Source organism: Streptomyces sp. NPDC060000, from assembly GCF_042737375.1.
Lineage (GTDB): Bacteria > Actinomycetota > Actinomycetes > Streptomycetales > Streptomycetaceae > Streptomyces.
This window is the reverse complement of sequence record NZ_JBHWUU010000140.1, coordinates 1-11,759: the sequence shown is the minus strand read 5'-3', so window position 1 is coordinate 11,759 and position 11,759 is coordinate 1. Positions and strand designations below refer to the sequence as shown.

Sequence of the window (11,759 nt, the reverse complement as noted above, 5' to 3'; positions counted from 1 at the left end):
GCTGACCGCGCAGCCTTCTGGGATGACCGCGCCCCTGAAGCGCCCGTTACGGGTAGCCGGGAGCTCCAGCTCACCGCCGAGCTCGACGATGGCGGGGAGCAGGTGAGCGTGGTGGTCGGTCACGATGTCTCCATGTTGCAGCCGGATGTGTCGTCGCTGTCCGCGGGGTCGGGGTGGAAGAAGCGGGTGTAGCGGAGTCCGGTCTCCGGAGTGATGTTGAACACCGCGCATAGGTGCTGCGGGTCAGCGCCGGTGACGGCGGCCTCTTCGAGGATTCGGTCCTCGCGAAGTTGCTGGGCGGTGACCGGGAGGCCGCGCAGCAGAGGCTGCATCCAGCCGGTTGTGACCGGGGCCCGGGTGTGAAGTACTGCTCGCTGTGGCGCTGCATCACCTCCAGATCCTCGAGGAACAGCTGCAGCTGTGCGACGTCGCGGTACTCGGCCTCGGGCGAGGGCGGGACCTCACCGCCGCCGACGGCGCCCGCGCCCGTACGCACCTCGAAGGTCCCGCCGGCCGCGATGGCCGGTGCAGGCGCAGCGCCCGCAGGGCGGCCGCCGGCTCCAGCCCCTCCAGCGAGAACGAGAACGAGAACGTCAACGACGGCGCGGTCTGCGGATTCTCAGGCATCAGCAGCTGAAACCGACGCACGATCTCAGCGGGGGAGCACGGGGTCGGTGGGGTGCTGCTGGTCGCTCATGACGTTCCTTTGTGAGAACGCGGCGTGCGCCCCTGAAAGGCAACACTGCGCTGACAGCGCGACGTTGTCAGCATGGTGCTGTGTTGTCGAGGGTGGGTGCATGACGACCACTGACAAGCCGACCCGTGCGCCCCGGCCGGTCCCGTACGTGATGGACGAGGACCAGGCGGAGCTGCTCGCCCGCCTGGCCGAGGACTACGCCGCTGCCCTGCCCGAGATCCAGGCTCGAACTCCCCAGGCATCGGTGTCCGTGCTGCTGCACGCAGTCCACGCCGACCAGGCCTGCCGCATGTTCGTGTCCCACCCCTACTGGGAGAATGCCGTCGGGGAAACCGAGGTGCCCGAAGATCGCGCCGACGACGTTGCTGCTGCGCTCGCCCTCCTCCAGGTCGCCCGCGCCGACCTGGAGGGCCTGGAGGGCTCCCTGCTGTTGGCCGCCCGGACGGCCAGTACCCGCACGGGCAAGCCGTTGCTGACATTCAAGAAGATCGCTGCGGCGCTCGGTGTTGAGTCCGAGAAGGCCGCCCAGGGCCGCTACCGCCGCAAGGTCGGCAACCTCAACGGCACCGATTCGGGACTCGACGGCACACCGTAGGGTGACCGGATCAGGCGGCGGACTCCCCGCTGCCGGTGCTGGCCGTCTGCTCGTTCACCCATCGCTGGGCGTCCCCGAGGTTCGCGGCGGCGCCCGCGGGTTCGTACGAAAATCCGTTCCACTCCTCAAGGGCCCGCGGTTCCTCGGGGCGGAGGTGACCGCCACCACCGTGGAGCGGGCGGTGCTGGCGCCAGACGTCCATGGGCGGGCGGCGCCGCTTCTCGTACGGCGCGAGCGGATCGTCTGGGTCGAGGCGCGGTGTCGCGCGGGACGGCTGGTTCGGCGGTCCGGGTCGGGAGTGCTTGCCCATGGACTCGATGGTCTCAGGCCGCGACCGGCGTCGGGCGCGCTGCTGCGAGATCCTGCGCGCGGGTACGGACCTCGCTGACGTCGGCGGTGCGGTAGGGGCGGGCGGCGTCCAGCAGCGTGTTGAGCCGGGAGGCCACCAAAGCCCGCCCAGCTCCAGCAGGCCGCCCAGCTCGACCTGGCCATCCCGCCGACGCTGGTCACCAACGACGTCGAGCAGGCCCGCAAGTTCGCCGCCGACCACGGCCCCGTCATCTACAAGACGTTCCGCGGGCTGCCCAGCGACGAGCACGGGCACACCGGCGCGATCTGGGCCCAGCGCGTCGACCCCGACATCTTCGACGACTCCCTCGCGGTGACCGCGCACCTGTTCCAGGCGGAGATCCCCAAGACCGGTGACGTGCGCGTCACGGTGGTAGGGAAGAAGGTGTTCGCCCAGCAGATCGCCGCACCGGACGGGGCGCTGGACTGGCGCCGCGGTGACTGGGACGCCCTGCTCCACGCACCCATCGGCGTCCCGGCCGCCATCGAGGCCGCGCTGCACCGCTACCTGACCGCGTTCGGCCTGGTCTTCGGCTGCTTCGACTTCGCCCTGACCGGCGACGGCGACGCGGCGGAGGACTGGGTGTTCATCGAGTGCAACCCGAACGGCCAGTGGGGCTGGCTGCCCGACCAAGCCGCCATCACCGAGGCGTTCGCCGACCTTCTGCAGAACGGAGGTACGCCGTGAGCACGAGCGGCGACCTGGAGACCGACGCGGCCGGCCTGCGGGCCCACCTGGCCCGCTCCCTCACCGAGGACGGCCTGGGCGAGGAGTGGACGCAGGCGGTGGCGACGGTGCCGCGGCACCGGTTCGTGCCGGGCTTCTACCTGCCCACCGACGAGCGCGACGTGCAGGGCCTGACGGTGTGGGAGCCGGTCACCGCCGAGCTCGACTACGGCCGCTGGCTGGCCGCCGCGTACTCCGACACGACCCTCATCACGCAGTTCGACGGAGACGAACCCGACTGGAAGCAGCCGCAGATGCGGCACGGCGGGGCGCCCACCTCGTCGTCCACCCTGCCGTCGCTCGTGTTGCGGATGTGGGCCGACGCGGACGTGCAGGAAGGCCACACGGTGCTGGAGATCGGCACCGGCACCGGCTACTCCACCGCGCTGGCCTGCGAACGCCTCGGATCGGCCGAGGTGACCTCCATCGAGGTCGATCCGCACCGGCTTCAGCAGGCGGCGAGCGCGCTGCACGCATGCGGGTACACACCGACCCTCGCAGTCGCGGACGGGCTGTACGGGTACTGGCCGGAGGCGAAGTTCGACCGGATCGTGGCCGCCTGCTCCTTCCGGGCCGTGCCGCCCGCGCTGCTGGCGCAGGCCCGGCCGGGCGGGAAGATCCTGCTCACGCTGTCGGGCTGGCTGTACGGCTACGCCCGCGTCCTGCTGACCGTGGCGGAGGACGGCATCGCCGAGGGGCAGCTGCTGGGCGGCACGGTGTCGTTCATGTCCGCGCGTACGCACGCGGCGCCGGCGTTCGGGCAATCCCGCCCACTGGGCCGCCGGGCTGCCGGAGACGGGCCGGGCAGCCCGGCACTCCCCGGAGCGGATCACGGCCGCGACCGAGGAGGCGTTCCACCTGCGGTTCCTCGCCCAGGGCGCGGTGCCGGACGCGCAGATGACGACGGTCGGCGAGGTCGTGCACCTGGTCGATGTCGTCACCGGCTCCGCTGCCACCCTCACCCCCACAGACGGCCGGTGGGAGGTGCGCGAGGGCGGCCCGGTGCGGCTGTGGGAGCGGATCGAGCGCGTGCTGTCCGCGTACGACGAGGCGGGCTGGCCCGGGCCGGAGACGTTCACGCTGCACGTCTACGACGGCGGGCAGCACCTGCGGCACCCGCACCTGCCCGGCCTGCCGCTGCCCAGGCCCTGACGGGCCCGTGGTTTCCAGGTGCCCGGACGGAGGGACGTGACGGACCTTCGTCCAGGCGCCTGGTCGTGTTCAGTCCTGGCGGGGTGTGGGCCTCGGGCCGCCGCGGCGCGGTCCTCGGCATCCTGGGCGAGGTAGCGGGAGGACTCATCGCCAATGGCTTCCACGAGCCGGTGCAGCAGCTTCGCCCGCCGCTCCAAGTAGACGGCCACCAGGCACCTGTCGTCCGCCTGCCCCTCGGTGTTCGGCGCGGTCATGACGGCTGCCCCGCCGTGCCGGCCAGGGCCTGCATCTGGTCCAAACCGTGGTTGCAGCAGCGCCCGCACACCAGGCGGATCTTGTTCGGCTTCTCAGGGGCCGGGATGTTGTACGCCAGGCGGTCCTCGTCGTCACGCTGGCGCAGGTCGCAGTCGCACGCGGCGCACAGCAACCGAGAGCGCCACGCCTGCGCCTCGGTCCAGACCGGCGAGTCCGTGGCCGCAGCTGCCCAGGAGCTCCTGCCGGCCTTTTTGGCCCGCGGTGCCTTGGTGGTGGGGGGAGGTGATGCCGTTGGTGCCGCGGCCGGGGGCGGCAACGGCAGCGAAGAAGGGGCCGAGCAGATCGCCCGGGTTCCCAGTACATGGCTACCAGTCGTCGGGAAAGCTCCGCAAGCCGTGCCAAGGCCGCGGTTCGCATGGCCGTTCGGCCAGTACCGAGGCACGGGACCACGACGAGTGACTGGCACGCCTGAACAGGGCCCGGCCGGGGCGGCCGTGAGCTCACGCCACGCAGAAGCCGGCGGCGCCTTTCCCGGCGAAGCGGTGCGGCTGGACAGGCTGATGCCGAGGCGGAGGGGACGACCCAGGCGGCTGTTTCCCGGTCCGCTATTGGCCGGGGTGGACTGCCTGGACGCCGGTGCCCGCGTACGCCTTGGGCGTCAGCGTGAGGAGGAACCGCCCGGCCGGGTGTGTGGCCGAGGGCCGGGCGGCGTGGATGGCGTGGACGGCGGCCCAGGAGTGCCCGAACCGCAGCAGTCCGGTGGCGGTGACGGCTGCGTCGGTGTCGAACGCCTCGATCCGGATGAACCGCAGCCCCTTGATGTAGCCGAGCAGGCCCGGCCGCTCGGCGTCGCCGGCCGTCAGCGACAGCACCGGTGCGGACAGGTCCCCGAGCCCGCCGGACGCCTGCACGTAGAACGCGGCGACCGCCTCGTTGAACGGGTCCTTCGGGTCGTACAGCGCCGTGGCGGTCGTGTGGTCCAGGACGACCGAAATCGCCGCCACTACGCGGCCGTCTGCGAGCCGTGCTGCGCCCCGGCCAGGCGCTCCAGCAGCGCGCGGGCCTTCGCCTCGGCCTCCGCGCTGGGCGCCTGCCCCAGCGCGGAGGCGAGCTCCGCGCGGGCCAGCTCGGCACGCTCGGCGTACTCGGCCCTGGTCGGCGTGTCCTGCGCCAGCTCCTCCACCAGGTTCCGGATCGTCGTGCCGTGCTCGGCGGCCAGCTGCGCCAGCCGGTCCCGCGCCGCCGCGCTCACCTTGATGCTCGTCTCGTCCGCCATGCCCCGACTCTACCGCGTTCCTCTACTGTAGGTAGAGGAACGGTGGGGTGCCGGTGTACCCCAGCGGCCCCCTGTGCGTCCCGGGAAGAAGAGCCTCCTTCGTGCCTCAGCTTGTGATTTAACCTGGGCGGTCGCCCTGGGCCGTAGGATTCTGAGTGCTGTCACGCATACCCAATGCTTCGGCACGTCACTGCGGGCAGAGAGCATGGCTGATCGGGACCGCACACGCCACGGCGTCTGTCGGCCGCACCTCGGCGCGATGCTCACCTCTCAGATCCCCGGACTCGGCCGTTATGGTCTGATCCGGTCGCGTTCGGTGATGGTCTCGGGGCGTCGGACGGTTTTGCCCACGCGGGGCCGACGCGCTCGTAGGCGCAGCGCTTGGTGACCGGGTTCAAGACGGCGACCTTCAGCGGGCTCTGGGCGGCCTCCTCGATCCTCGAGAGCCAGGCTCGGCCGGGCACCAGGATGGTCAGGTCCGCAGGCCACCGGACGAGCGCTGAGGGGTCGGGGCACACCACACCGGCCAGCTGGAACGCGCTGTCCTTGCGCGGCCGGCTGTAGAGGAGCAGCCCGTTGCCGTGGGTGGGGCTCTGGGCGCCGCACTCGACGGCCTTGCCGGAGATGGAGCGGACCATGTGCATGAACGCGGGCCACAGTTCGGCGTCCATGCCCGCGTGCTCGAAGAAGACCGTCAGCCGCTCCTGCTCCGCCCGCTGTTCCCGCGCCTGTTCCTCAGCGGCCTGTCGGCGGTCCTCGGCAGCTAGTCTGCGCCGTTCGGCGGAAGCGGCCCGCATGTCCGCGGCCTGCCGGCGTTGCTCGGCGGCGGCCGCCTGAAGGACTGCTTCGGCGTCGGCCTCCAGCCGGGCCCGGTCGACGGCCAGTTGGACGTAGGAGCGGGCGGTCCACCACACCGTGGCGTCCTGGCCGGTATGGGCATGCACCCGTCCCTGAAGAATCCACCGGATCGCATCGACGAGGGAGCAGGAGACGTGGGTCCACGCTGCCTTCGTCTTCAGCGTGTGCGGCGCCGCCCAGGTGTAGCGCGCCATCCCATGGCGCACCGTCCATGCGTCCCCGCGGTTCCTGGGGGGCGGCCACCCGCAGGGAGGGCACGCCGCGCTCCCACGGCCGCTTCTCCACCGCAATCCAGCACACCGCCACACCGTCCGCCGCGTAGCGATCGGTCCGCATCCGCGCGTCCTGCGGCGTCATCGGCGACAACTGCGCCTCCGGCGCCATGAACGGCCGGTCCTGCCGGTCGAAGACCAGCACGTCGGCACGCCAGGTCCGGGCTTCGTTGCCGACCTCGAGCTCAGCTCCGAAGCCCGCCGCCCGGGCGGCGGTGGCCAACTCCAGCTTCAGCAGGTGATGCTCTGGCGACTCGTTCGCCAGCGCGCAGTCGCGCGGCCGCACCTGGTGGTAGAAGTGCCGGGCACGGTGCGGCGAGATGCGCGCGAACACCCTTCCCCGGCACTCCGGACACGCCAGCTCCAGACCTTTCACGCGGTGGACGTCCGCCCAGGACCGGCCACACCCAAGATCGTCCAGCGACGCATCCAGCCGGCCCCAGCGCGCATGCACGGCGGTGTACCCCATCAGCCCCCTCCCGCGTGGTCCGAGAAGGACAGCATCCCCTCCCGCTGGGACGGCGATACACCGGATGAGGACGCGCGGCTCGGGCCGTTCGTGCGCAGATGAGCCGGTCCGGCCGACTGCTGGCGGTGCCCGGCGGTGGCAGCATCGGCCGGACACAGGGCGCACCGCCGGGCGGGTGCAGTCTCTCCCACGACTGACTCGGCCCGGTGGGGGTGCCCACGCTTCAGGGGAGCGGCCCGACTTCGCCCCGTGAGCTGTCCCAAGGGCCACCTGCCCCGCTGCTCGATCCGCTCGCGCCTCACCGCCCAGAGCTGTGCCCCGCGTAGTGGGGTCTCGCGGGCGGTGAAGTGCGCTACGTTCGTGCCGCATGGAAGCAACATCCCAACTGCGTCAGGCCGTCCTTACCTGGCTCGAGCAGGCACGCGATCTGCCCTCCATACCCCAGGCCATCACCGATGTAGCACTGTCGACGCAACCGGAGTTCGAAGCCGTGATCAACGCGGTGGTGAGCGCCGCGCCGAAATCCGAGCACCGCGACCTCTACGGCAAGGTCGACGGTGACTGGCTGCCCCGATGGTCCACGCTCCTGGCAGGATCGAGACTGGGTGACGCGACCCGTCTAGTGGCCCAGGGCGCGACGGTGCCGGTGGAAGACGTCGCGGACAGCTTCGTCGCCTTCTGCACAGCCCCCGCTCCGGCAGCGGAGGACTGGCTGCTCCTCACAGGTGACCTCCCCGTGGGGACACGGGTCCCGCTGGGCCGCTACACCCTGCAGGCCTTCACCGCCGACGAACTGCGGCAGCTGGGCCCCATGCCGGCCCTCCAGGGCCTCCAGCCGGGCGGGCTCGACCTCGATCTCCTGGCCGGTGCCCCCTTTCTCCACGCCCCGAACCCCGAGCGCGCGCCGGACCGCAGGGACACCGGCTGGTTCGACTTCGCCGGTCCACGCCCGGAATCCCTGCACTGGAGGGCGCTGCTGCCGCTGATCCTGTGGAGTGAGGAACTGCTGCACGTCGACGCGGTGTTCGGCGTCGAGCGCGGCCGCTACTTCGACCTGAACCGAAGCCAGGTGCCCACCACCATCCAGATCTACGAGGACCGTCACGGCATCCCGGAAGAAGTCGAAGTCCGCGAGACAGGCAGCTTCTACGCTGCTTCAGCCGCTCTCCCGCGGCTACAGGCCTTCTGCTCCGCGGTGACAGCGAAGATCGACGCGGTCATGGACGGCATCCCCAGCGGACGGAGTCTTCCCAGGAAGCGCGCCCGCCGCTTGGAGCGAGCTGCCCGTCACCTGCTGCAGGCCTACCAGCGCACCTACAGAGATGACGGTGTGTGGGAGGAAGAAGCCGACGAGCGGCTTCTGGACTACGTCATCGCGCTGGAAGCCCTGATGGTCAGCCCCGACGACAAGCACGAGGGCATCAGCGAGAGGATCCGGACCCGGACTGCGGCCCTGTTCCCCAGCTCTGTGCGCGAGGGCGTCGAGAGCAGAGTGCAGAAGGCGTACAGCGCGCGCTCGAAGTACGTACACGGAGACCTGCTCGCCGACCAGAAGGAGGCCGAACTGCGCGAGCTCAGGCTGCTCGTCCGGCAGGTCGTCCTGCGCTGGCTCATCCTCACCCCCTGCGACACTCAAGACCTCGCACCTCGTCTCGATGCCGCAGCCCACACCAGTTGCTCGCGCGCCGTTGACGAACCTCTACGCGCCTTTTTCCAGGAGTCACCGCCACAGGACGGCATCCGGAGCTGAGCCCAGCACTGCCGCCGTGATTGCCATCGCCGCCCACAGCCGAGATGCAGTCAGATCGGCTCCTGGCCGCACCACCAACTCACCGCTGTCAAGCCAGGGATACGGTGGCCGGGTGAACGGATCGAACGCACCGGCCAGGTCAGTTGCGCCCACCTGGAGGCCCGACGTGCCGGGTGCCTTGCTGTCCCTTCTGGGAACCGATGAGAGGGCCGTCGCGTTTTTTGCCGGCGTCGCGGATCTCGACGCGACGGACCCGGACTCTCACGAGTTGGAAGAGGGGGTCCGGCTCGCCTCCGGGGCCCGGCTGGAGCAGTTCGCGCGAGCCGGGTCGGGGGACGCGTTCTGTTTCGTCGGCGAGGGCGGTGAGGAACGTCCAGTGGTGTACGTGGGCCTTGACGGCGAGGCCGGCCTGCTCGCGCTCGGACTGCCGGAGTTGGTGCAGCTGTGTCTCGTGGCGCCGTGGTGGCGAGACGCTCCAGGCCGGACGCCCGAAGAACTCCAGGCGGTCGCCGACGAGTACCGAGAGGACCTGCCTGACTTCGCACGGCGACGGGACTGTGCGGCCCGGGCGCTCGGTATCGACCTGGATGAACTGCCATCCGCGGCGACGGTCCTGGCCCGGCTCGTGGAACGCTCCCGGGGACCGGTAGCAGCGGCTTGCCTCGTCGTCGGGTACGAGGGCGATCCGCTCGACCCCCTCTTCAACGCCGCCCGCCCCTGATTGACCGACCACCGGGCCCGGCAGACCCCTGGCTGGTGCGGGTGTTGTCGACGCCCCCCAGCACGGCGGGGTGCCAGACCCCGACCTGGAAGATCCTCCGCGACTGCCGACTCAAGGGCGACGGCGTTCACCACGTCATGCTCGGCATCGCCCGCCTGCACAACCTCAACCTCGCCGGATAGTCGGCAGGCTCCGACGGCAGCCAGCCACATCCCGAACACGGCAAAGATCATCGCCGTCCGCGAAGCCTCCGGTCTCGACAACTCCCTGGTCGGCGTGCCTCCCATGCGCGCCGCGTTGCAGCCGCACAAGAACGGCAAAGCAGGCGGGCCACTAGCTGACGCTGAAGCAGAAGGCGGTGAGCGCCACGATCCACAACCGGTCCGCGGCATCGGCCGGGCGGGAGACGGGCTCAAGGGCCAGCAGCTGCCCGAGACGTTGCTTCACCCGGCAGGCGGTTGACGAGGACACTCCGAGAAGCGGACACCGGCAGCCACCTCTACGTCGAGCTCACCTACCGCGCGCAGACGATGGAGGTGGCACTGGGGTTCTGGGTCCACGGACGCCGGCTGGGTCGTCGCGGGACCCTCCACCCTCTGGTAAAACGCACGAAAGAGGGGCACGACCTGGGGCGGTCAGGTACCCGACAGCGGAACTGCCGCCGTCTGGAACAACCAGCGCGCCGGCCAGCCCGTCATGAGTGGTCGAAGTACCGTCAATGCCCTGCATTTGGGTGGTCGTAACAGCCCTTGTGGCAGCGGTGACAGGCCTGCGACAAGACGCACAAGATCCCTCGGCCCACCCCCTGGCGACGCCTTGGCATCTGACGTCGACGCCTTCAAGATCCCCGAGTCAAGTTCAGACACCGCAGAATTCGGCGTCGACGAGGCGCTGTTCGTGGATGTTCCAGTCGCCGTTGAAGTTCAGCGACAGCACGTGATCTCCGTCTGCCGTCGCCATAGTCTGCGAGATGGAGCCCTGAATGCCGCCGTTGTGCCCCCATATCTCGGTACCGCACGACAACGTCATCCTCATCAGTCCCAGGCCGTAGGAGAAGGTGGGCATGTTCTTGATCGAGACGGTCGTCATCATCTCCTTCAGTTGAGGCTCCTCCAGGAGCCGACCGGAGAACAGGGCCCGGTAGAACCGGTTGAGGTCGCGATTGTTGGAGATCATCTCTCCTGCGGCGCCCGCGAATGAGGGGTTGAGTTCGGTGACGTCGTAGATCGCGCTGTTCGGCTCTCCCGGCCCGGCAAGCTCCCCGGTCAGCTTCGAGTAGGCGCGTCCGCTGGGTCCGGGGACGCGGGTGCGGGTGCCCGGCAGACTGGTGGAGTCCAGGTGCAGGGGGCGCAGGATGCGCTGCTCGATCTCGTGGGCGTAGGAGTGGCCGGTGGCCCTCTGGATCACCATGGAGGCGATGACGTAGTTGGTGTCGGAGTAGCTCCAGTCGTCGCCGGGGGCAAAGGCCGGCCGGTGTGTCATGGCGAGTCGGACGATCTGGCGGGGCGTCCAGGTGGCGTAGCGGTGCTTGAGGAAGTCGGTGCCGAACTCCTTGCGTTTGAATTCCTCGTCATCGGTGTAGCTGTAGATGCCGCTGGTGTGGTTGAGGATCTGCCGTAGCGTGATCTTGCCGCCGTCGTGCCCGTTGCCCTGCACCAGGCCCGGCAGCCAGTGGTCCACCGTGTCGTCCAGGCTCAGCTTCCCCTCCTCCTTCAACTGGAGCATCGACGTGGCCACGAACGTCTTGGTGATCGAACCGACCCGGAAGCGGTCATCGGCCTGCGGCTTGCGGCCGGTTGCCAGATCCGCAGTGCCCGCAACTCCCGCCCAGATGTCGCGCCCCTGCTCGGCGAGCACGATGCCCCCGGGCGCCCCGTCCTGGACGACCGAGTCCAGGGCCGCTCGGGCGGCCGCGTGCCCGCCTCGTGTCGCGGAAGCATCCGTACTGCCGACAGCCGACGCCGGCAGGGCGAGACCGGCGCTCATCACGACCGTGGCGACCGCCCCGACGACAGCGACCCGCAGCCTGTGCTCCCCGCGGCTGCGGCCACCCCTGGTGGACGTACGTGACCCGTTGGCTGTGTGTCCGTGCTCGTACAAGAAAAAACTCCCGTCACTGGTGGGGGGCGACCTGATCTGGACCCAGTATTTTCGATCAAGGTCCGGACCGGGATACCGCCAACCACCTGCTTGAAGGTGGGGTTACCCCCCGCCGGCTGGGTACACGACGGGGGTTCGAAGACGGGATCTGAGTGGGCATTTAGAGATGTTCTGCGCCGGTAAGTAACTTTCGCGGCTGTCATGTTTGAGTTGTTTGCCCTGTGTATACACGCTCTCGCGTTCATCGAGCTACGGACTCGGCCGCCCGTTTGCTCCGGTTCTTGTGCGCGAAGTCCGTCTGGTTTGAAAATCGGCCGGAATCGCCCAGCAGTAGCGGAACGGCGCCGTCCGCCACATCCATGATCACGCTACGGCGTGAGTCAGCGGAAGCCGTACCCCAGCGACCTGTCCGACGCCCGATGGGCCTTACTGATCGTTTCAGATTGAGGTCCGGAGTCGCCTCAAACACATGATGCTGCAGGCGAGTTGGAGCAGGCCGAGGTGGAGGTCGGCGCGTATCTCATAGCGGATGCGGAGCC

Annotated in this window: 12 protein-coding genes and 5 pseudogenes; 7 read left to right on the top strand and 10 right to left on the bottom strand. The window is 69.7% G+C overall.

Translation table 11 applies throughout. The annotated features are described in order from the left end of the window. Positions 1-119: 119 nt before the first annotated feature. Positions 120-332, bottom strand: a complete 213-nt coding sequence (locus tag ACFWBB_RS41295) for a hypothetical protein (RefSeq protein ID WP_385284050.1) — start codon at positions 330-332, stop codon at positions 120-122. A 44-nt stretch (positions 333-376) separates the two neighbouring features. On the opposite strand from ACFWBB_RS41295, the gene ACFWBB_RS41290 reads away from it, so the two are divergent. Next, entirely contained in the window at positions 377-637 is a 261-nt protein-coding gene (locus tag ACFWBB_RS41290; protein WP_385284047.1) for a hypothetical protein, read from the top strand. Between the two features lie 160 nt (positions 638-797). Further along, positions 798-1,292, top strand: a complete 495-nt coding sequence (locus ACFWBB_RS41285) for a hypothetical protein (protein ID WP_385284044.1) — start codon at positions 798-800, stop codon at positions 1,290-1,292. Between the two features lie 10 nt (positions 1,293-1,302). Here the strand turns inward: ACFWBB_RS41285 and ACFWBB_RS41280 are convergent, their stop codons facing one another. Continuing rightward, entirely contained in the window at positions 1,303-1,602 is a 300-nt protein-coding gene (locus tag ACFWBB_RS41280; protein ID WP_385284041.1) for a DUF6087 family protein, read from the bottom strand. Between the two features lie 13 nt (positions 1,603-1,615). Beyond that, positions 1,616-1,738, bottom strand: a complete 123-nt coding sequence (locus ACFWBB_RS41275) for a hypothetical protein (protein ID WP_385284038.1) — start codon at positions 1,736-1,738, stop codon at positions 1,616-1,618. A gap of 215 nt (positions 1,739-1,953) precedes the next feature. Between ACFWBB_RS41275 and ACFWBB_RS41270 the strand changes: the two genes are divergently transcribed. Together ACFWBB_RS41270 and tgmC are read left to right on the top strand one after the other, a co-directional pair. Next, the gene (locus ACFWBB_RS41270; protein WP_385284035.1) at positions 1,954-2,328 is read left to right on the top strand and encodes a hypothetical protein; all 375 of its coding nucleotides are present in this window, start codon (positions 1,954-1,956) and stop codon (positions 2,326-2,328) included. Then, positions 2,325-3,519, top strand: a pseudogene (gene tgmC, locus ACFWBB_RS41265) (ATP-grasp peptide maturase system methyltransferase). Before ACFWBB_RS41270 ends, tgmC begins: the two are co-directional and overlap by 4 nt. An 860-nt stretch (positions 3,520-4,379) precedes the next feature. Here tgmC and ACFWBB_RS41260 read toward each other — a convergent pair. The 4 genes and pseudogenes from ACFWBB_RS41260 to ACFWBB_RS41245 form a co-directional block, all read right to left on the bottom strand. Continuing rightward, positions 4,380-4,778 carry a hypothetical protein gene (locus tag ACFWBB_RS41260; protein ID WP_385284032.1) on the bottom strand — a complete coding sequence of 133 codons (399 nt, stop codon included), beginning with the start codon at positions 4,776-4,778 and terminating at the stop codon, positions 4,380-4,382. Then, positions 4,778-5,050, bottom strand: coding sequence for a hypothetical protein (locus tag ACFWBB_RS41255; protein ID WP_310436771.1), 273 nt, complete (start codon positions 5,048-5,050; stop codon positions 4,778-4,780). The genes ACFWBB_RS41260 and ACFWBB_RS41255 overlap by 1 nt, the downstream gene beginning before the upstream one ends. Before the next feature lie 263 nt (positions 5,051-5,313). Next, entirely contained in the window at positions 5,314-6,102 is a 789-nt protein-coding gene (locus ACFWBB_RS41250) for a hypothetical protein (protein ID WP_385284053.1), read from the bottom strand. A 154-nt stretch (positions 6,103-6,256) separates the two neighbouring features. Next, positions 6,257-6,649: pseudogene (locus ACFWBB_RS41245) on the bottom strand (competence protein CoiA); the annotation flags it as partial. A 367-nt stretch (positions 6,650-7,016) separates the two neighbouring features. Between ACFWBB_RS41245 and ACFWBB_RS41240 the strand changes: the two are divergent. From ACFWBB_RS41240 to ACFWBB_RS41230, 3 genes and pseudogenes are all read left to right on the top strand, one after another. Next, the gene (locus tag ACFWBB_RS41240; RefSeq protein WP_385284029.1) at positions 7,017-8,399 is read left to right on the top strand and encodes a hypothetical protein; all 1,383 of its coding nucleotides are present in this window, start codon (positions 7,017-7,019) and stop codon (positions 8,397-8,399) included. A gap of 268 nt (positions 8,400-8,667) precedes the next feature. Then, on the top strand, positions 8,668-9,120 hold the full coding sequence (locus ACFWBB_RS41235; RefSeq protein WP_385284025.1) for a hypothetical protein: 453 nt from the start codon (positions 8,668-8,670) through the stop codon (positions 9,118-9,120). Positions 9,121-9,200: 80 nt separating this feature from the next. Further along, positions 9,201-9,302 (top strand): annotated as a pseudogene (locus ACFWBB_RS41230) (IS5/IS1182 family transposase); the annotation flags it as partial. A gap of 184 nt (positions 9,303-9,486) precedes the next feature. On the opposite strand, the pseudogene ACFWBB_RS41225 reads toward ACFWBB_RS41230, so the two are convergent. From ACFWBB_RS41225 to ACFWBB_RS41215, 3 genes and pseudogenes are all read right to left on the bottom strand, one after another. After that, positions 9,487-9,603: pseudogene (locus tag ACFWBB_RS41225) on the bottom strand (IS5/IS1182 family transposase); the annotation flags it as partial. Positions 9,604-9,978: 375 nt separating this feature from the next. Continuing rightward, the gene (locus tag ACFWBB_RS41220) at positions 9,979-11,220 is read right to left on the bottom strand and encodes a serine hydrolase domain-containing protein (RefSeq protein ID WP_385284022.1); all 1,242 of its coding nucleotides are present in this window, start codon (positions 11,218-11,220) and stop codon (positions 9,979-9,981) included. 438 nt (positions 11,221-11,658) lie between these two features. Then, positions 11,659-11,759 (bottom strand): annotated as a pseudogene (locus tag ACFWBB_RS41215) (IS5/IS1182 family transposase); the annotation flags it as partial.

What these genes read in the sequence shown, in the direction of transcription:
- ACFWBB_RS41295 (WP_385284050.1), bottom strand. Translation starts at nt 332, where the DNA reads ATGCAGCCTCTGCTGCGCGGCCTCCCGGTCACCGCCCAGCAACTTCGC.
- ACFWBB_RS41285 (WP_385284044.1), top strand. Translation starts at nt 798, where the DNA reads ATGACGACCACTGACAAGCCGACCCGTGCGCCCCGGCCGGTCCCGTAC.
- ACFWBB_RS41280 (WP_385284041.1), bottom strand. Translation starts at nt 1,602, where the DNA reads ATGGGCAAGCACTCCCGACCCGGACCGCCGAACCAGCCGTCCCGCGCG.
- ACFWBB_RS41255 (WP_310436771.1), bottom strand. Translation starts at nt 5,050, where the DNA reads ATGGCGGACGAGACGAGCATCAAGGTGAGCGCGGCGGCGCGGGACCGG.
- ACFWBB_RS41250 (WP_385284053.1), bottom strand. Translation starts at nt 6,102, where the DNA reads ATGGCGCGCTACACCTGGGCGGCGCCGCACACGCTGAAGACGAAGGCA.
- ACFWBB_RS41240 (WP_385284029.1), top strand. Translation starts at nt 7,017, where the DNA reads ATGGAAGCAACATCCCAACTGCGTCAGGCCGTCCTTACCTGGCTCGAG.